The following is an 18,517-nucleotide window of genomic DNA, read 5'->3' on the forward strand; positions in this document are numbered from 1 at the left end:
ATCGCTCAGGCGGCTTTCTTCGGGGGCATCTGCGCGACCCACTCGCGCGGGGCCATCGGGAAGCCCAGGCGTTCGCGGCTGTCGTAGTAGCTCTGCGCCACGCTGCGCGCGAGGTTGCGGATGCGGCCGATGTAGGCGGCGCGCTCGGTCACGCTGATCGCGCCGCGCGCGTCGAGCAGGTTGAAGCTGTGCGCAGCCTTCAGCACCTGCTCGTAGGCCGGCAGCGCGAGCTGCTCGGTCATGAGGTGCTTGGCCTGCTTTTCGTGCGCAGCGAAGGCGGTGAACAAGAACTCGGCGTCGCTGTGCTCGAAGTTGTAGGTCGACTGCTCGACCTCGTTCTGCTTGTAGACGTCGCCGTAGCTCAGGCCGTCGGTCCAGGTCAGGTTGTAGACGTTGTCCACGCCCTGCAGGTACATGGCCAGGCGCTCCAGGCCGTAGGTGATCTCGCCGGTGATCGGCTTGCAGTCGATGCCGCCGACCTGCTGGAAGTAGGTGAACTGCGTCACTTCCATGCCGTTGAGCCAGACCTCCCAGCCCAAGCCCCAGGCGCCGAGCGTGGGGTTCTCCCAGTCGTCTTCCACGAAACGGATGTCGTTCTTCTTCAGGTCGAAGCCCAGGGCTTCGAGACTGCCGAGGTAGAGCTCGAGGATGTTGCTGGGCGCGGGCTTGAGCACGACCTGGTACTGGTAGTAGTGCTGCAGGCGGTTGGGGTTCTCGCCGTAGCGGCCGTCCTTGGGGCGGCGGCTGGGCTGCACGTAGGCGGCCTTCCAGGGCTCGGGGCCGAGCGCGCGCAGGAAGGTGGCGGTGTGCGAGGTGCCCGCGCCCACTTCCATGTCGTACGGTTGCAGCAGCGCACAGCCCTTGTCGGCCCAGTACGACTGCAGTTTGAGAATGATTTGCTGGAAGGTCAACATGAAGCTGGCCGGCGTCGGGGGCCGGACATTGGACGGGACGGTGGCGCGGCACACGCCGCGAAAGGCGACGATTTTACGTTCGCGGGAGGGCATCTCTCCCACAGCCGCTCGGGATGCCGGCTGCCGCGACAGCCCGCACGGCTGTGGGACAAAGCCCGGCCCCGCACGCTTTTTTGCGTTTCCCGCCGCTTTCGGCACTTTCCTGCGCTTTCCCCCTCTCTCACTGCATGGCATCGCCCCACATCGGCCCCGACACCCCGTTTTTCATCGTGCTCAATGCCGGCTCCGGCAGCGAAGACGCCGCGCAGGCCCGGCAGGTCATCGACGACGCCTTTGCCGCGGACGGCCGCCGGCACCGCGTGTTCCTCGTGGACGGCCCCGGCCGCGTGCAGGCGCTGGCGCGCGAAGCGGTCGAACGGGCCCGGGCCGTGGGCGGCGTGGTGGTGGCCGCGGGCGGCGACGGCACCATCAACGCCGTGGCCCAGGCCACGCTGGGCAGCGGCTGCCCCTTCGGCGTGCTGCCGCAGGGCACCTTCAACTACTTCAGCCGCACCCACGGCATCCCGCGCGACACGGCGCAGGCGCTGCAGGTGCTGCTGACGCAGCAGCCCCGGGCGGTGCAGGTGGGGCTGGTGAACGACCGCGTGTTCATGGTGAATGCCAGCATGGGCCTGTATGCCGACCTGCTGGAAGAGCGCGAGAGCCACAAGGCACGCTTCGGCCGCCACCGCTGGATCGCCTTCTACTCGGGCCTGCTGACGGTGCTGCGCGGGCGCCATCGCCACTGGCAGCTGCGCATCGCCTCGCACGGCCACGAGCGCGACATCCGCACGCCCACGCTGTTCGTGGGCAACAACCCGTTGCAGCTGATGCAGGCGGGCGTCGACCACGCCGAGGCGCCCGAGCAGGGCCGGCTGACCGCGGTGGCGCTCAAGCCGGTCGGACTGCTCGCGATGCCGGGGCTGCTGGTGCGCGGCGCGCTCGGGCGGCTGGGCGACGCCGACGAGGTGCTGAGCTTTCCCTTCGAGTCGATGACGGTGAAGGCCGGCCGGCTGCGCACGCCGCGCCGCGTGAAGATCGCCACCGACGGCGAGATCGACTGGGTCGACATGCCCTTGCTGTTCCGCGTGGCGCCCGACCCGCTGTGGCTGGTGCGGCCCGACAGCGCGCCCGAGCTGGAGGCGGCACGGCCATGAGCTGCCTGCTGCAAGTGTCCGACCCGCACTTCGGCACCGAACAGCCCGAGGTGCTGCAGGCGCTCGAACGCCTGGCGCACGCGCTGGCGCCGCAGGCGGTGCTGCTGTCGGGCGACATCACGCAGCGCGCCACGCGCCGCCAGTTCGCGGCGGCGCGCGCCTTCGCCGACCGGCTGGCGGCGCCGGTGGTCGCGATTCCGGGCAACCACGACATCCCGCTGTTCCAGCTGGCGGCGCGCGTCTTCTCGCCCTATGGCCGCTACACCGAGGCCTTCGGCGCCGACCTGGAGCCGGTGTTCGCCTGCGACGACTGGCTGGTGGTCACGGTCAACACGACGCGCTGGTACCGGCACGAGGACGGCGAGGTGTCACCGGCGCAGGTCGGGCGCGTCGCGGCCCGGCTGGCACAGGCTTCGCCCCGGCAGGTGCGCGTGGTCGTGACGCACCAGCCGGTGCTCGTGACGCGGCCCGAAGACCGGCAGAACCGACTGCACGGGCGCGCGGCGGCGGTCGCGCGCTGGACGGCGGCGGGCGCCGACCTGATCGTCGGCGGCCACATCCACCTGCCTTTCGTGCGCCCGCTGGACGAGCGCTTTCCGGGCTGCCCGCCCACGGCCTGGGCGGTGCAGGCCGGCACCGCCGTGTCGACGCGCGTGCGCTGGGACGCGCCGAACTCGGTGAACGTGCTGCGCACGGAAGCGTCCGTCGACGGCGCGCAGCGCGTGTGCGTGGTCGAGCGCTGGGACCATTCGGCGGCAGACAAAGCCTTCACGCGCGTCGACCTATTGCGGCTTCCGCTTGCCAGCCGCGCGGCGGCCCCTTAGGGTTGCGCCGCATGCCTCCTGCGGACACCCTTCTTCTTTCTTCTTCAGCCCCCTTGGTTCTTCTCGCACAGCAGCTGGGCGAACACGCCCTGGCCTGGTTCGCGCTCGCGCTGACCGTGTCGGTGCTCGGCGCCGGCCTCGCCTGCCGGATGCTGCAACGGCGCCATCCGCTGCCCGACACCCGCGAGCCTGACGAATCGCGCCTGGCGCTCGGCTTGAGCCTGGGCTTCGTGCTGATCCTTGCTGCGGCGGTGCTGGTCGCGTGGATCGCCTCGCACCTGGGCGACGGCCGCACCATGGGCCGCGCCGACCAGGCGCTGGCCGACGCCATCGCCGCCCACGTGCCGTGGGGCGCGCTCGTGAGTTTCAGCTGGCTCACACACCTGGGCGACGCGCAACTGCTCGCGCCCGTGTGCGGGCTGGTCGCGCTGCTGCTGTGGCGCAACGCGCACCGCGGGCTGGCACTGGGCTGGGTGACCGCGCTCGGCGGCATCGTGGTGCTGAACCCCGCGCTCAAGCACATCTTTGCGCGGGCCCGGCCGGTACACGACCACGGGCTGGCGCTGGAGACGAGCTTCAGCTTTCCCAGCGGCCACAGCGCGGGCGCGATCGTGAGCTACGGGATGCTGCTGTACCTGGCGCTGCGGCTGCTGCCGGCGCGCTGGCATGTGCCGGCCGCCATGGCCGCGGTGGCGGCCATCGTCACCATCGCCTGCAGCCGGATCTTCCTGCAGGTGCACTTCGCGAGCGATGTCGCGGCCGGCCTGCTGACCGGCCTGGGCTGGCTGCTGGTGTGCGTGAGCAGCCTGGAATACGCAAGACATCGCCGCCAACGCGCGCAGCGTTAAAACAAAAAACCCGCCGGGCGCAGCCTCGGCGGGTCTTCCAGAAACACCACGGATCCGGCTGCGCCGGTCCGTCGGTGTTGCCCCCGGAAGGGGGTTGGCGGCTACGCGAAGCGAGCAAGCCTGGGGAGATCAATACTCCCAGAAGATGCGCTGCAGTTCTTTGGTGTTGTTGGTCTTGGTCAAGGCCACCATCGCCAGGATGCGCGCCTTCTGCGGGCGCAAGTCGTGCGCCACCACCCAGTCGTACTTGTCGTCGGGCTGCTCGGCATTGCGGATCACGAAGCCTTCAGGCACGCGCGAGCTGCGGATGACGATCACGCCGTCGGTGCGTGCCTTCTGCAGGTTCGGCACGATGCGGTCGGCCACCGAGCCATTGCCCGTGCCGCCGTGGATCAGCGCCTTGGCGCCGCTCTTGGCGATCGCGTCGATGGCCACCGACGACACGCCTTCGTAGCCCATGGCGATCTCGACCGGCGGCAGCGCGGTGATGGTGTCGATGTTGAACTCCGAGTTCGTGGTGTGGCGCTTCACCGGCGCGCGGAACCAGTAGTTCTTGCCCTCGACGATCATGCCCAGCGGACCCCACTGGCTGGAGAACGCGCTGGTCTTGATGTTGACGTTCTTGCTCACGTCGCGGCCGGTGTCGATGTTGTCGCCCATCGTCACCAGCACGCCCTTGCCCATCGCGTCCTTGCTGCCCGCCACGTTCACGGCGTCGTACAGGTTGAGCGCGCCGTCGGCCGACAGGGCCGTGCCCGGGCGCATCGAGCCGACCACCACGATCGGCTTGTTGGTGTGCACGGTGAGCGTCAGGAAGTAGGCGGTTTCTTCCAGCGTGTCGGTGCCGTGGGTGATCACGATGCCGTCGACGTCCGACTGCTTGGACAGTGCCGAGACGCGCTTGGCCAGCGTCATCAGGTTGTCGTTGGTGAGGCTTTCGGAAGCCACCTGGAACACCTGCTCGCCGCGCACGTTGGCGACCTTGGCCAGCTCGGGCAGGCCGGCGATCAGCTTCTCGACGCCGACCTTGGCGGCCGCGTAGGTGGCGCTGTTGACGGCCGACGCGCCGGCACCGGCGATGGTGCCGCCGGTCGCCAGGATCACCACGTTGGGCAGCGCCTGCTGGGCCTGCGCGAGCGCGCTGGCCGCGAGCAGTGCGGCACCGGCCGCAAAGGCACGGAAATGGGTAGAAAAGTACATACGGGCTCCTTGGTTTGAGGATGATTTCTCGAGGCGGCGAGGAAGATACATGAACCATGCCCGCGTGCAGGGCCACTGCATGCCGGCATGGCATGCGGTCATGCGCCAGCCTTAGAGGGCCAGCAACCAGCCCGCCACCGCCGCCAGTCCGACGACCCACACCGGCGACAGGCGCGCGTAGACCAGCAAGCCGAACGCCGCCAGCGCCAGCCCGAAATCGACCTTCGAGTGGATGGCGCTCGTCCACACCGGGTCGTAGAGCGCGGCGAGCAGCACGCCGACGACCGCCGAGTTGACGCCCGCCATCGCGCGCTGGACGCCGTCGCGCTGGCGCAGCGTCTCCCAGAACGGCAGCGCACCCGCCACGAGCAGGAAGGCCGGCAGGAAGATGGCCAGCAGCAGCGCCAAGCCACCCACCCATCCGCCGAACGGCCCCGGCATCGCGGCGCCGAGGAAGGCCGCGAAGGTGAACAGGGGCCCCGGCACGGCCTGCACTGCGCCGTAGCCCGCCAGGAACACGTCGTTCGAGACCAGGCCTGTCGGCACCACGCCCGCCTGCAGCAAGGGCAGCACGACGTGCCCACCGCCGAACACCAGCGCGCCCGAACGGTAGAAGGACGCGATGACGGACAGCGCGGGCCACTCCGCTGCCGCGGCCAGCATCGGCAGTGCGACGAGCAGGACGGCGAACAGGCCCAGCAGCGCGGCGCCCGTCGCCTTGCTCACGCCGTGGTCGCGGTGCTGCGCGGCGGGAAGGTGGCCGGGCGGCAGCGCCCAGCGGCCGACGACGGCCCCGGCGACGATGGCGGCGATCTGCCCCATGGCCGAAGGCACCGCGAGCACCAGCAGCGCCGCAACGATGGCCACGCCGGCACGCAGCCGGTCGGGGCACAGCGACTTCGCCATGCCCCACACCGCCTGCGCGACGACGGCCACCGCAACGACCTTCAGTCCGTGCACCGCGCCCGATTGGGCCAGCCCCGCCCAGTGCGTGACGCCGGCCGCAAAGAGGATGAGCGCCACGGCGGACGGCAGCGTGAAACCGAGCCACGCCGCCAGCGCCCCGCCCCAGCCCGCGCGGCCGAGCCCCAGGGCGATGCCGACCTGGCTGCTCGCGGGACCGGGCAGGAACTGGCACAGCGCCACGAGGTCGGAATAGCGCTTGTCGTCGAGCCACTTGCGGCGCTCCACGAACTCCGTGCGGAAGTAGCCCAGGTGCGCCACCGGACCGCCGAAGGAGGTCAGGCCCAGCTTCAGGAAAGCGAGAAAGACTTCGAGCACCGAGCCCCTGGCGCGAAGGTCGCCTGTGCCATCAACAGCGGATGGCGCGGCGGGCTTGGGGCGGTGGTGGTGCTTCATGGACGACGACGTCGAATTTGCATCCGCCGGTGCGCCTCAGCCTTGGGTGCGCCCGGGCCGGAAGAAGACCGCGCCCAGCGCGACGATCGCCAGCGCCGCGATCCACAGCGGCCACAGGCCGAAGGGCGCGACCCAGCGCGCGAAGGGCGTGAGCCCGCGCCGGCCCTCGACCGGCGCTTCGAGCACGCCGCGCGTGAGGCGCGGCAGTTGGTGCGTGACGCGGCCCGCGGCGTCGATCACCACGGTGGCGCCGGTGTTGGTGGACCGCACCATCGGCCGCGCGAACTCGAGCGCGCGCATGCGCGAGATGGCCAGGTGCTGGTCGATGGCGACCGAGTCGCCGAACCAGGCGATGTTGCTGACGTTGAGCAGGATGGTCGGCGCTGTGGCCTCGTCGCGGAAGTTCGCGCCGATCTCGTCGCCGAACAAATCTTCGTAGCAGATGTTGGGCGCGATGCGCTGGCCCTGCCAGACGAAGGGCGCCTGCGCGAGGCCGCCGCGCTCGAAGTCGCCCAGCGGGATGCTCATCATGCGAATGAACCAGCGAAAGCCCGGCGGAATGAATTCGCCGAAGGGCACGAGGTGGTGCTTGCTGTAGGCGTAGGGCTGCGCCGCGCCACCGGGCATGAAGCCGAGCACGGCGTTGCGGTAGGTGCCCGGCCCGTCGCCGAGCGGCAGCCCGACGATGGCCGCCTGCTGCGAGCCCGGCTGGCCGTAGCGTTCCTGGATCGCGTCGAGGTAGCCGGCGGGCAGCTGGCGCGGCAGCAGCGGCAGCGCGGTTTCGGGCGTGACCACGAGCTGGGCCTTGGCGTCGCGCAGCTGTTCGGCGTACCAGCGCAAGGCGGTTTCGATGCCACCGCCCGGAATGAATTTCTCGTCCTGCGGGATGTTGCCCTGCAGCAGCGCGACCTGCAGCGTGCCGGCAGTGCCCTGCGCACCGCGCGCATCGGCAGGCAGCGGCGAGACAACGTTGGGCAGCACGAAGACCGCGGCGAGCAGCACCGCGGCCAGCGCCGTCGGCACCACGCCGCGCAGCGGCAGGCGCCGCGCGACCAGCGGCACGGCCAGTGCCGCCGCGGCGCCGATGCCGTACACGCCGACCCACGGCGCCAACGCGGCCAGCGGGCCGTCGACATGGGCGTAGCCGCCCGCGCCCCAGGGAAAGCCGGTGAACCAGCTGCCGCGCACGAGCTCGGCCAGCGTCCACAGCGCGGCGAACACGAAGGCACCCGCGACGCGCCCCGCCGGCCCGCGCACCACGAACCAGGCGCAGGCCACGGCGTAGTAGAGCGCCAGCGCCGCGGCCAGCGCGAGCACGGCGATCACCGCCAGCGGCGCCGGCAGTCCGCCGTAGGTGTGCATCGAGATGAAGAGCCACCAGAAGCTGCCGGTGAGCCAGGCGGTCGCGAACACCCAGCCGTGCAGGCCGGCGCGGCGCCAGCCCGCGCCCTGGGCGCGCAGGCCGTCGAGCAGCCAGACCAGCCCGGCCAGCGACAGCAGCTGCAGCCACCACAGCGGACGGCCGTCACCCGGCCAGGCGATGGACAGGGCCTGCGCCACGCCCGCCAGGCCGAAGCCGAGCAGGCGAAGCAGCCCGGAGGCGGCGGAGGAAGGGGAGAGGTGGGCGAGACGCGGGCCGGGGCCGCTGCTGCGGGCGCCGGCATCAGTCGGCCGCGTCGCCGCCGCGCGCCGGCGACACCCGGAACCAGCGCACCGCGCCGCCCTTGGTGTGCAGCACGACGAAGTCGAAGCCGCCGATGGCGTGGTGCTCGCCGCGCTTGGGCACGTGGCCCATCTCGTGCGCGATCAGTCCGCCGATGGTGTCGAAGTCTTCGCTCAGCTGTTCTTCGTTGAAGACGATGCCGAAGGCCTCGGCCACGCGCTCGATGGGCGTGTCGCCCGAGACGCGGTAGGTGTGGTCGGCCAGGCCGAAGATGTCGCCCTCGTCCTCGGCGATGTCGAACTCGTCCTCGATCTCGCCGACGATCTGCTCGAGCACGTCCTCGATGGTGATGAGGCCGGCCACGCGGCCGAACTCGTCGATGACGATGGCCAGGTGGTTGCGGTTGCCGCGGAATTCGCGCAGCAGGTCGTTCAGGCCCTTGCTCTCGGGCACGAAGGTGGCCGGACGCAGCAAGGCGCGGATGTTCAGGCCCGGCGCGCGCTGCAGCTTGAGCAGATCCTTCGCGAGCAGGATGCCGATGATGTTTTCTTTTTCGCCCTCGTAGACCGGAAAGCGCGAGTGCGCGGTCTGGATCACGGCGTGCAACAGCGCGTCGAAGGGCGCGTCGATGTTCACGAGGTCCATGCGCGGCGCCGCGACCATCACGTCACCGGCCGTCATGTCGGCCATGCGCAGCACGCCTTCGAGCATCACGCGCGATTCGGCGCCAATCACCTCGTTGTCCTCGGCATCGGCGAGGGTTTCGATCAGCTCGTCGCGCGAATCGGGGCCGGGGTGGATGAATTCGGCGAGCTTCTGGAGAAAGCCACGCTTGTCTTCCCGTTCAACGGGAGCGCGTTCAGGGTGAGGGTCGGCCACTGCGGGAGGGCGGAGTTGAAGAGAGACAAGGATAACGGATTGCGCATGACAGGCTCTACCGTCCGGCCGGCATAGGCCGGCCTTGCCCGCTCAAGGCGCCGATTTGCTACGGGCGTCGCGCATGCCGCTGCGCACTTCCTGCAGGCTCGCCAGGAAGGCCCAGAACTGCTTGGCGCGGCTCTTGAGCACGAAATCGACCGCGGCGTAGTGCTCCAGCGCGATCTCGCTCATGCGGCTGTCGAAGGTGGCGGTGGGCAGCTGCAGATGCGCTTCCGACTCCGAGCCGCTGCGCACCACGGTGGCGCCGGCGTTGCGGGCGATCTTGAGCATGGCGGCGTTTTCGCTCAGCGCATGGATGAAGAGCATGCCCACGCCTTCGTTGCGCGCGGCAACCACGGCACGCTCGAACAGGCGTGCGCCATAGCCGCGGCCGCGGGCGTGCGACGACACGGACACGCCGAATTCGGCGCAGTCGCTGTGCTGGTCGCCGGGCGCATAGGCCACGTGCGCCATCGCGATCAGGTCGAGGCGGCGGTTGTAGATGCCGAACAGTTCGTCGCGGTCGAAGTCCAGGCCTTCGACATAGCGCAGAACCTGCTCGTCGGCCGCGGCATAGCCGAAGCGCAGGTAGCGGTCGTGCGGCGTCAGGTCCAGCAGGTGGCGCGCAATGCGTTCGCGTTCGCGCGGGCCGATCGAGCGGATCGGCACCATGACGGGTGGGGGCGCGCTGACGGCGCGCGGTTGCGCCTCAACCATCGGCGCCTTCAGGAAAGAGCCGAGGCCGAGAGACGCTTTGAGGAGGGTCTTGGCGGTAAGCATGGCTCCAATGTAAGGGTTTTCCCTTAATCACCAAGCCCGCAAGGACACTTTCTGGACGCATTCGTGACTCGATACCAGAGTTCGTGGTGTTTACGCAACCAATTTGTGGTTAAACGGGCACAGATGTTGTGGCTTTGACACGATCGAGCACGAAGCTGGTCTTGCAGTCTTCGACGCTGGGGTGCTTCAGCAGGGTGTCCATGATGAAGCGGCTGTAGTGCGCCATGTCGGCCACCACCACGCGCAGCAGGTAGTCCATGTCGCCGGTGAGGGCCGCGCACTCGACCACCTCGGGCCAGGTCTGCACGCTGGCGCGGAACAGGTCCATGGGGTTGCGCTTGTGGGTTTCGGTGTGCTTTTCGAGCCGCACGTTCAGGTAGGCCGTGAGGCCCAGGCCGACCGCCTCGGGCTGGACCAGGGCCACGTAGCGGTCGATGACCTTGTGCTCCTCGAGCCGCTTGACCCGCCGCAGCACGGCGCTGGGCGACAGGCTGACCTGCTCCGCGATCTGGTCGTAGGTGGCACGGCCGTCTGCTTGCAGCATGCGCAAAATGAGCCGATCTATCTTGTCGAGTGCTTCCATTTCGCCATTTTTGCAGTTTTACTGCGTCATGACCACCCAGGGCGCCCAAAAACGCAGAAAACCTGAATGCCTTCCGACCTACAGTGCAGCACGGCCCGAATCCGGGCCTTTGTTTTCTTTTCTGCACAACTTCCCCACTTTTCGGAGACAGCACCCATGAGCCACGCCGACGCCCCCGCCTTCACGCCCTGGGAGAACCCGATGGGCACCGACGGCTTCGAATTCATCGAGTACGCGGCACCCGATCCGGTCGCGATGGGCAAGGTGTTCGAGCGCATGGGCTTCGTGGCCATCGCCAAGCACCGCCACAAGAACGTGCTGCTGTACCGCCAGGGCACGATCAACTTCATCCTGAACGCCGAGCCCGATTCGTTCGCGCAGCGCTTTGCGCGCGAGCACGGCCCGAGCGTGTGCGCCATCGCCTTCCGCGTGCAGGACGCCAAGCAAGCCTACGAGCGCGCCACCGCGCTGGGCGCCTGGGGCTTCGCCGACAAGGCCGGCCCGGGCGAGCTGAACATCCCCGCCATCAAGGGCATCGGCGACAGCCTGATCTACCTGGTGGACCGCTGGCCCGGCAAGAACGGCGCGCAGCCGGGCGACATCGGCAACATCGGCTTCTACGACGTGGACTTCGAGGCGCTGCCGGGCGTGTCGTCGCAGGACGCGCTGGCGCGCAAGGGCAACGGCCTGACCTACATCGACCACCTGACGCACAACGTTTACCGCGGCCGCATGGACGTGTGGGCCAATTTCTACGAAAAGCTCTTCAACTTCCGCGAAGTGAAGTACTTCGACATCGAAGGCCAGGTGACGGGCGTGAAGAGCAAGGCCATGACCAGCCCCTGCGGCAAGATCCGCATCCCGATCAACGAAGAAGGCAAGGAACAGGCCGGCCAGATCCAGGAGTACCTGGACATGTACAAGGGCGAGGGCATCCAGCACATCGCCATGGGTTCGGACAACCTGTACGAGAGCGTCGACGCGCTGCGCGCCAACGGCGTGACGCTGCTGGACACCATCGACACCTACTACGAGCTGATCGACAAGCGCATTCCCGAGCACGGCGAAAGCGTGGCCGAGCTGAAAAAGCGCAAGATCCTGATCGACGGCAAGAAGGACGCGCTGCTGCTGCAGATCTTCAGCGAGAACCAGCTGGGCCCGATCTTCTTCGAGTTCATCCAGCGCAAGGGCGACGACGGTTTCGGCAACGGCAACTTCAAGGCGCTGTTCGAGAGCATCGAGCTCGACCAGATGCGCCGGGGCGTGCTGAGCGCCGCAAAATAAGGCGCTTCACCACTGCCCTGGAGCCCGGCATGCGCCACGCGTCTTCTTCGACTGTCGTCACTTCCTTCGTCGCGGCAGCCGCCGCTGCGGTCGTGCTCTCGGGCTGTGCTTCGGCGCCGCCCGCCGCCGGCGCGGGCGCCTCGCACCTGGACACGGTGCAGAAGGCGGCCGTGCTGCGCATCTGCACGCCGGGCGACTACCGGCCCTTCAGCTTTCAGAAGACCGACGCCTCGTTCGAAGGCATCGACGTCGACCTGATGGCCGGCTTCAGCGCCAGCCTCGGCGCCAAGCCCGAATGGGTCAAGACGACGTGGGCCAACCTGCTGCCCGACCTGGCCGCGGGCAAGTGCGACATCGCCGTGGGTGGCGTGTCGGTGACCACCGACCGCCAGAAGCGCGCCTTCTTCAGCACGCCCTACATGGTCAACGGCAAGACGCCCATCGCGCGCTGCGCCGACGTGGCCAAGTACCAGAGCGTGGCGGCCATCGACCAGCCGTCGACCCGCGTGATCTTCAACCCGGGCGGCAGCAACGAACGCTTCGCCCGCACCAACTTCAAGCAGGCCAAGCTCACGCTGCACGGCGAGAACGTCACGATCTTCGACGAGATCCTGGCCAACCGCGCCGACGTGTTCGTCACCGAATCGGCCGAGGCCATCACGCAGCAGAAGCTCAAGCCCGGGCTGTGCGCGGTGAACCCCGACAAGCCGCTGCAATACGGCGAGATGGCCTGGATGCTGCCGCGCGACGACGTGGCTTTCAAATCGTATGTCGACCAATGGCTGCACCTGCAGCAAGCCGGCGGCGACTTCCAGCGCGTGATGGACCGCTGGCTCAAGTAACCCGAGAAACCGAAACCCCATGGATTCCCCCGCCGCCGTTGTCACCCCCGCCGTCTATGGCGCATCTGATCGCCCGCCGCGCGGCGACTACTCGCGCGGCGGTTCGGTGCAAGCCGACTACACCTGCCCACAGGACTGGGCCAGCTACACGGCGGCCGACCATGACACCTACAAGCGGCTGTACGAACGCCAGGCCGCGCAGCTGACGGGCCTGGCCTGCGACGCCTTTATCAAGGCGCTGCCGCTGCTCGGCGTGAAGGACCGCATCCCGCGCTTCGAGGAACTCAACGAGCGCCTGCACCGCGCCACCGGCTGGGAGATCGTCGCGGTGCCGGGGCTGATTCCCGAGCTGCCCTTCTTCACGCTGCTGGCGAACCGCAAGTTCCCGGTGACCGACTGGATCCGCAAGCCCGAAGAGTTCGACTACATCGTCGAGCCCGACGTGTTCCACGACCTGTTCGGCCACGTGCCGATGCTGTTCGACCCCACCTTCGCCGACTACGTGCAGCGCTACGGCCAGGGCGGCATCAAGGCGCACGAGCTGGGCGCCGGCGAGAAGCTGGCGCGGCTGTACTGGTACACGGTCGAGTTCGGCCTGATCCGCCAGCCCGAGGGCCTGCGCGCCTACGGCGCCGGCATCCTGAGCTCGGTCGGCGAACTACAGCACGCGGTGCGCAGCCCCGAGCCGCACCGCCTCCCGCTCGACCTGCTGCGCACCATGCGCACGCAATACAAGATCGACACCTACCAGGCCAACTACTTCGTGATCGAGAACTTCGCACAGCTCTTCGATCTCACGGCACCCGACTTCACGCCGCTGTACCGCGCGCTCGAGGTGCAGCCCGACATTCCGGCCGGCGTGCTGCTGCCGGGCGAATCCGGCAACGCCTGATCGGCATCTGTGTGACTCCCGCGCGCACGGCGGCTATCGCCTGCGCGACACCGGGTATGCGCCCCTAGGACAAGCCCGCTGGCGGGTGGGAGGCATTGGCTCCCACAATCCGCGCCAAAGGAGCTTGCATGCAGACATCCGCGCGACAGAACTACCCGGCCGGCGTGCCGCACGAGATTCATCCGGAGCAGTACCGCTCCCTGCCTCACATGTTCGACGAGGCCTTCGGCCGCTACAAGGACCGTCCGTTCTCGGTCTGCATGGAGCGCTGGATGTCGTACGGCGAGCTCGACACGCTCTCGAAGGCGATGGGCGCCTGGCTGCAATCGCAGGGCCTCGCGCCCGGTGCGCGGGTGGCGATCATGCTGCCCAACGTGCCGCAGTTCGCGGTCACGATGTGCGCCGTGCTGCGCGCGGGCTACACCTGCGTCAACGTCAATCCGCTGTACACGGCGCGCGAGCTGGAGCACCAGCTCAAGGACTCCGGCGCCACCGCCATCGTCATCCTCGAGAACTTTGCCGCCACGCTCGAGCAGGTGATCGAGCGCACGCCGGTCAAGCACGTGGTGATGACTGCGATGGGCGACCTACTCGGCGGGCTGTACGGCACGTGGATCACGGTGGCCGTGCGCCACCTGGCCAAGATGGTGCCGCCCTACAAGCTGCCACTGAGCGACGGCCGCACGGTCACGCCGTTCAAGCAGGCGATTGCCGAAGGCCGCGGGCGCACGCTCGGGCCCGATCAGAGCACGCTCGATTCGATCGCCTTCCTGCAGTACACGGGTGGCACCACTGGCCTGTCGAAGGGCGCGGTACTGACCCACCGCAACATCGTGGCCGCCACGCTGCAGGCCGAGGCATGGTTCACGCCTGCGCTGGCGCGGGCCGGCGACCTGGCGAAGGTCAACAGCATCGCCGCGCTGCCGCTGTATCACATCTTCGCGCTGACCCTGTGCCTGCTGGTGATCCGCCAGGGCTCGCACATGACGCTGATTCCGAACCCGCGCGACTTCAACAAGTTCATCGCGGTGCTGAAGAAGCGCCCCTTCCACATGCTGCCGGCGGTGAACACCCTGTTCAATGCGCTGCTGATGCACCCGGAGTTCAAGACGGTCGACTTTTCGACGCTGTTCGTGTCGCAGGCCGGCGGCATGGCCGCCTCCGAAGGCACGGCGCGCAAGTGGTTCGAAGCCACCGGCTGCCCGATGATCGAAGGCTGGGGCATGAGCGAGACCTGCGCGATCGGCACCAACAACCCTGTGTCGAACACGAAGTTCACGGGCACCATCGGCCTGCCGTTGCCGAGCATTGAGATCGCGATCAAGGACGATGAAGGCCAATCACTGCCAATCGGCCAGGCAGGTGAGCTGTGCATCAAGGGCCCGAACGTGATGACCGGCTACTACAACCAGCCCGCCGAAACGGCGGCGGCCTTCACGGCCGACGGCTTCATGCGCACCGGCGACATCGCGGTGATGCAGGAAGACGGCTACAGCCGGATCGTCGACCGCAAGAAGGACATGATCCTCGTGAGCGGTTTCAACGTTTTCCCCAACGAGCTGGAGAACGTGATCTCGCTGTGCCCGGGCGTCGTTGAATGCGCGGCCGTGGGTGTGCCGGACGAGAAGCAAGGCGAAGCCATCAAGGTCTTCGTGGTCCGCAAGGACCCGACGCTGACGGAAGACGCCGTGCTCCAGTACTGCAACGGACAGCTCACCGGCTACAAGCGGCCGAAGCACATCGAGTTCCGCGAGTCGCTGCCCAAGACCAACGTGGGGAAGATCCTGCGGCGCGAGCTGCGCACCAGCGCCGGTGCCTGAGCGCGTGGGGCACCACGGGGAAGCCAGCGCCGGGCTGCCGGCGAATGTCGTCGTGTTCGAGCGGGGCTGGCTGTCTTCGAACAACATCCTCTTCGTCGGAGCCGAGGAAACGGCGCTGGTCGACACCGGCTATGCCACGCATGCCGATCAGACGCTGGCCCTGGTGGAGTCGGTGTTGGGCAAACGTCCACTCGATCGGGTGCTGAACACACATCTGCACAGCGATCACTGCGGGGGGAACGCGGCGTTGCAGCAGCGTTATCCATCGCTGCGGACGGACATTCCGCCTGGAGAGGCTGCGCTGGTCGAGCGATGGGATGCGCAGGGCCTGAGTTTCCTTGCGACTGGGCAGAGTTGCCCGCGGTTTGCTTTCACCGGACTGCTCAAGCCCGGCACTGAATGCCTGCTGGGAGACAGTGCGTGGCAAGTGCATGGGGCTCCGGGCCACGATCCGCACTCGGTGATCTTGTTCGATCCGGCGTCGCGGACCCTGATTTCAGCGGATGCGCTCTGGGAGAACGGGTTTGGCATCGCATTTCCGGAGCTGATGGGCGAGCCCTCGTTCGGGGACATTGCGGCAACGCTCGATTTGATCGAGAAGTTGTCGCCGCGCCAGGTGATTCCAGGGCATGGTGGCGTCTTCGCCGACGTTGACCGGTCTTTGCAGACGGCGCGCCGGCGGTTAGCTGGTTTGCAGCGAGACCCGGTCAAGCACGCACGCCATGCCATGAAGGTGCTGATGAAGTTCAAGCTGCTGGAGCTGCACGCGGTGTCACACGCTGAATGGGATAGATGGCTTGCTGGAACGCCCTATTTCGAGCGGATCCGGGCTCGATTCTTTGCCGGTGAGTCGCTGGTCGATCTGACGTCGGAGCTGCTTGCAGAGCTGATTGCAGTTGGCGCAGCGCAATCCGATGCATCGGGAGTTCACAACGCCTGATTGGCGGTTGTCTGCTGCAATAAAAAGCGCCTTCTCGTTCGAGTAGGCGCTTTTTCTTTGTCTGTCTGTTCTTGTCTTGCGTGTTCTTTTACGTCGCGCAAAGCAAAAAACCCCAGTCATTGCTGACTGGGGTTTTCTGGGCTGTAAGAGCCTGACGATGACCTACTTTCACACGGGAACCCGCACTATCATCGGCGCTGAGTCGTTTCACTGTCCTGTTCGGGATGGGAAGGAGTGGTACCAACTCGCTATGGTCATCAGGCATAAAGGGTTGTCCGATTGATCACGCGATCAACCAAACGAATTCATAGAGTTTGGAATCAGCTTTGGGCGAATTATTTTGAATGCGTCAACTTGGCATAACACCTTGATCAGATTGATCAAAGTTATAGGGTCAAGCCGCACGAGCAATTAGTATCAGTTAGCTTAACGCATTACTGCGCTTCCACACCTGACCTATCAACGTCCTGGTCTTGAACGACTCTTTAGGGGGCTCAAGGCCCCGGCAGATCTCATCTTGAAACGAGTTTCCCGCTTAGATGCTTTCAGCGGTTATCTCTTCCACACTTAGCTACTCGGCAATGCCACTGGCGTGACAACCGATACACCAGAGGTGTGTCCACTCCGGTCCTCTCGTACTAGGAGCAGGCTTCCTCAAATCTGCAGCGCCCACGGAAGATAGGGACCAAACTGTCTCACGACGTTTTAAACCCAGCTCACGTACCTCTTTAAATGGCGAACAGCCATACCCTTGGGACCGGCTACAGCCCCAGGATGAGATGAGCCGACATCGAGGTGCCAAACACCGCCGTCGATATGAACTCTTGGGCGGTATCAGCCTGTTATCCCCAGAGTACCTTTTATCCGTTGAGCGATGGCCCTTCCATACAGAACCACCGGATCACTATGTCCTGCTTTCGCATCTGCTCGACTTGTCAGTCTCGCAGTTAAGCACGCTTATGCCATTGCACTATCGTCACGATGTCCGACCGTAACTAGCGTACCTTCGAACTCCTCCGTTACGCTTTGGGAGGAGACCGCCCCAGTCAAACTGCCTACCATGCACTGTCCCCGATCCAGATAATGGACCTAGGTTAGAACCTCAAACACACCAGGGTGGTATTTCAACGTTGGCTCCACAAGATCTAGCGACCCTGCTTCAAAGCCTCCCACCTATCCTACACAGATCTGTTCAAAGTCCAATACAAAGCTACAGTAAAGGTTCATGGGGTCTTTCCGTCTTTCCGCGGGGAGATTGCATCATCACAAACATTTCAACTTCGCTGAGTCTCAGGAGGAGACAGTGTGGCCATCGTTACGCCATTCGTGCAGGTCGGAACTTACCCGACAAGGAATTTCGCTACCTTAGGACCGTTATAGTTACGGCCGCCGTTTACTGGGACTTCAATCAAGAGCTTGCACCCCATCATTTAATCTTCCAGCACCGGGCAGGCGTCACACCCTATACGTCCACTTTCGTGTTTGCAGAGTGCTGTGTTTTTAATAAACAGTCGCAGCCACCGATTTTTTGCAACCCATTCATGCTTCGTTGTTCACTACACACTAATAGGGCACACCTTCTTCCGAAGTTACGGTGTCAATTTGCCGAGTTCCTTCTCCTGAGTTCTCTCAAGCGCCTTAGAATACTCATCTCGCGCACCAGTGTCGGTTTGCGGTACGGTCGTTGTTAGCTGAAGCTTAGTGGCTTTTCCTGGAACCTCGTTCAGTCACTTCACGGACAAGTCCGCTCGATCGTTGGCCTCGGTATATGTGCACCGGATTTGCCTAATGCACGCCTACATCCAACTAAACCAGAATAATCCAATAACTGGATGACCTATTAAGATCCGTCCCCACATCGCACTAACAATCGGTACAGGAATATTGACCTGTTTCCCATCAGCTACGCATCTCTGCCTCGCCTTAGGGGCCGACTCACTCTACGCCGATGAACGTTGCGTAGAAAACCTTGCGCTTACGGCGAGGGGGCTTTTCACCCCCTTTAACGCTACTCATGTCAGCATTCGCACTTCTGATACCTCCAGCACGCTTTACAACGCACCTTCACAGGCTTACAGAACGCTCTCCTACCACTTGCAATAAATTGCAAATCCGCAGCTTCGGTAACTGGCTTAGCCCCGTTACATCTTCCGCGCAGGACGACTCGATCAGTGAGCTATTACGCTTTCTTTAAATGATGGCTGCTTCTAAGCCAACATCCTGACTGTTTTAGCCTTCCCACTTCGTTTCCCACTTAGCCAATTTTAGGGACCTTAGCTGGCGGTCTGGGTTGTTTCCCTCTTGAGTCCGGACGTTAGCACCCGGTGCTCTGTCTCCCAAGCTGTACTCATCGGTATTCGGAGTTTGCCTTGGTTTGGTAAGTCGCCATGACCCCTAGCCAAAACAGTGCTCTACCCCCGATGGTAATACTTGAGGCACTACCTAAATAGTTTT

General features: G+C 65.8%; 15 protein-coding genes and 2 rRNA genes (1 of these 17 cut by a window edge). 8 read left to right on the forward strand and 9 right to left on the reverse strand.

Features of this window, described 5'->3' with window-relative positions:
- Positions 1–5: 5 nt before the first annotated feature.
- The gene (gene glyQ / locus FFI97_RS21805) at positions 6–914 is read right to left on the reverse strand and encodes a glycine--tRNA ligase subunit alpha (RefSeq protein WP_062481784.1); all 909 of its coding nucleotides are present in this window, start codon (positions 912–914) and stop codon (positions 6–8) included.
- A gap of 227 nt (positions 915–1,141) precedes the next feature.
- Here glyQ and FFI97_RS21810 point away from each other — a divergent pair, with 227 nt between their 5' ends.
- From FFI97_RS21810 to FFI97_RS21820, 3 genes are read left to right on the forward strand one after another with little or no spacing between them, the layout of a single operon-like run.
- Complete coding sequence (locus FFI97_RS21810) at positions 1,142–2,110, forward strand: diacylglycerol/lipid kinase family protein (RefSeq protein WP_139701341.1); 969 nt, start codon at positions 1,142–1,144, stop codon at positions 2,108–2,110.
- Positions 2,107–2,934 carry a metallophosphoesterase family protein gene (locus FFI97_RS21815; protein WP_139701340.1) on the forward strand — a complete coding sequence of 276 codons (828 nt, stop codon included), beginning with the start codon at positions 2,107–2,109 and terminating at the stop codon, positions 2,932–2,934. The genes FFI97_RS21810 and FFI97_RS21815 overlap by 4 nt, the downstream gene beginning before the upstream one ends.
- A 53-nt stretch (positions 2,935–2,987) precedes the next feature.
- Positions 2,988–3,782 carry a phosphatase PAP2 family protein gene (locus FFI97_RS21820; RefSeq protein ID WP_260685102.1) on the forward strand — a complete coding sequence of 265 codons (795 nt, stop codon included), beginning with the start codon at positions 2,988–2,990 and terminating at the stop codon, positions 3,780–3,782.
- A 129-nt stretch (positions 3,783–3,911) separates the two neighbouring features.
- On the opposite strand, the gene FFI97_RS21825 is transcribed toward FFI97_RS21820, so the two are convergent.
- The 6 genes from FFI97_RS21825 to FFI97_RS21850 form a co-directional block, all read right to left on the reverse strand.
- On the reverse strand, positions 3,912–4,982 hold the full coding sequence (locus FFI97_RS21825) for an asparaginase (RefSeq protein ID WP_095746942.1): 1,071 nt from the start codon (positions 4,980–4,982) through the stop codon (positions 3,912–3,914).
- A 111-nt stretch (positions 4,983–5,093) separates the two neighbouring features.
- Complete coding sequence (gene chrA, locus FFI97_RS21830; protein WP_139701338.1) at positions 5,094–6,341, reverse strand: chromate efflux transporter; 1,248 nt, start codon at positions 6,339–6,341, stop codon at positions 5,094–5,096.
- A 36-nt stretch (positions 6,342–6,377) separates the two neighbouring features.
- Entirely contained in the window at positions 6,378–7,901 is a 1,524-nt protein-coding gene (lnt, locus tag FFI97_RS21835) for an apolipoprotein N-acyltransferase (RefSeq protein WP_409574640.1), read from the reverse strand.
- Positions 7,902–8,004: 103 nt separating this feature from the next.
- Positions 8,005–8,883 (reverse strand): HlyC/CorC family transporter, encoded by an 879-nt coding sequence (locus FFI97_RS21840; RefSeq protein WP_062482253.1) that lies wholly within the window; start codon positions 8,881–8,883, stop codon positions 8,005–8,007.
- Between the two features lie 90 nt (positions 8,884–8,973).
- Entirely contained in the window at positions 8,974–9,702 is a 729-nt protein-coding gene (locus tag FFI97_RS21845) for a GNAT family N-acetyltransferase (protein WP_139701336.1), read from the reverse strand.
- 109 nt (positions 9,703–9,811) lie between these two features.
- Positions 9,812–10,285: an Lrp/AsnC family transcriptional regulator gene (locus FFI97_RS21850; protein ID WP_062482247.1), complete on the reverse strand. Its 474-nt coding sequence runs from the start codon at positions 10,283–10,285 to the stop codon at positions 9,812–9,814.
- A 156-nt stretch (positions 10,286–10,441) separates the two neighbouring features.
- On the opposite strand from FFI97_RS21850, the gene hppD reads away from it, so the two are divergent.
- From hppD to FFI97_RS21875, 5 genes are all read left to right on the forward strand, one after another.
- Positions 10,442–11,569, forward strand: a complete 1,128-nt coding sequence (gene hppD, locus FFI97_RS21855) for a 4-hydroxyphenylpyruvate dioxygenase (protein ID WP_139701335.1) — start codon at positions 10,442–10,444, stop codon at positions 11,567–11,569.
- Positions 11,570–11,598: 29 nt separating this feature from the next.
- Entirely contained in the window at positions 11,599–12,411 is an 813-nt protein-coding gene (locus tag FFI97_RS21860; RefSeq protein ID WP_139701334.1) for a transporter substrate-binding domain-containing protein, read from the forward strand.
- Between the two features lie 19 nt (positions 12,412–12,430).
- Positions 12,431–13,303, forward strand: coding sequence for a phenylalanine 4-monooxygenase (phhA, locus tag FFI97_RS21865; RefSeq protein ID WP_139701333.1), 873 nt, complete (start codon positions 12,431–12,433; stop codon positions 13,301–13,303).
- Positions 13,304–13,431: 128 nt separating this feature from the next.
- Positions 13,432–15,123, forward strand: a complete 1,692-nt coding sequence (locus tag FFI97_RS21870) for an AMP-binding protein (protein ID WP_139701332.1) — start codon at positions 13,432–13,434, stop codon at positions 15,121–15,123.
- Positions 15,116–16,063 carry an MBL fold metallo-hydrolase gene (locus tag FFI97_RS21875; RefSeq protein ID WP_260685103.1) on the forward strand — a complete coding sequence of 316 codons (948 nt, stop codon included), beginning with the start codon at positions 15,116–15,118 and terminating at the stop codon, positions 16,061–16,063. The genes FFI97_RS21870 and FFI97_RS21875 overlap by 8 nt, the downstream gene beginning before the upstream one ends.
- Positions 16,064–16,212: 149 nt before the next feature.
- Here FFI97_RS21875 and rrf read toward each other — a convergent pair.
- Positions 16,213–16,325: ribosomal RNA gene (rrf, locus tag FFI97_RS21880) — 5S ribosomal RNA — on the reverse strand.
- Between the two features lie 128 nt (positions 16,326–16,453).
- A 23S ribosomal RNA gene (locus FFI97_RS21885) occupies positions 16,454–18,517 on the reverse strand; it runs 809 nt beyond the window's last position.

The organism is Variovorax sp. KBS0712, assembly GCF_006323185.2.
Taxonomy (GTDB): Bacteria; Pseudomonadota; Gammaproteobacteria; order Burkholderiales; family Burkholderiaceae_C; genus Variovorax; species Variovorax boronicumulans.

Coding starts and splice junctions, on each gene's coding strand:
- glyQ (WP_062481784.1), bottom strand. CDS start 914: ATGTTGACCTTCCAGCAAATCATTCTCAAACTGCAGTCGTACTGGGCC.
- FFI97_RS21810 (WP_139701341.1), top strand. CDS start 1,142: ATGGCATCGCCCCACATCGGCCCCGACACCCCGTTTTTCATCGTGCTC.
- FFI97_RS21815 (WP_139701340.1), top strand. CDS start 2,107: ATGAGCTGCCTGCTGCAAGTGTCCGACCCGCACTTCGGCACCGAACAG.
- FFI97_RS21825 (WP_095746942.1), bottom strand. CDS start 4,982: ATGTACTTTTCTACCCATTTCCGTGCCTTTGCGGCCGGTGCCGCACTG.
- chrA (WP_139701338.1), bottom strand. CDS start 6,341: ATGAAGCACCACCACCGCCCCAAGCCCGCCGCGCCATCCGCTGTTGAT.
- FFI97_RS21845 (WP_139701336.1), bottom strand. CDS start 9,702: ATGCTTACCGCCAAGACCCTCCTCAAAGCGTCTCTCGGCCTCGGCTCT.
- FFI97_RS21850 (WP_062482247.1), bottom strand. CDS start 10,285: ATGGAAGCACTCGACAAGATAGATCGGCTCATTTTGCGCATGCTGCAA.
- hppD (WP_139701335.1), top strand. CDS start 10,442: ATGAGCCACGCCGACGCCCCCGCCTTCACGCCCTGGGAGAACCCGATG.
- FFI97_RS21860 (WP_139701334.1), top strand. CDS start 11,599: ATGCGCCACGCGTCTTCTTCGACTGTCGTCACTTCCTTCGTCGCGGCA.
- phhA (WP_139701333.1), top strand. CDS start 12,431: ATGGATTCCCCCGCCGCCGTTGTCACCCCCGCCGTCTATGGCGCATCT.
- FFI97_RS21870 (WP_139701332.1), top strand. CDS start 13,432: ATGCAGACATCCGCGCGACAGAACTACCCGGCCGGCGTGCCGCACGAG.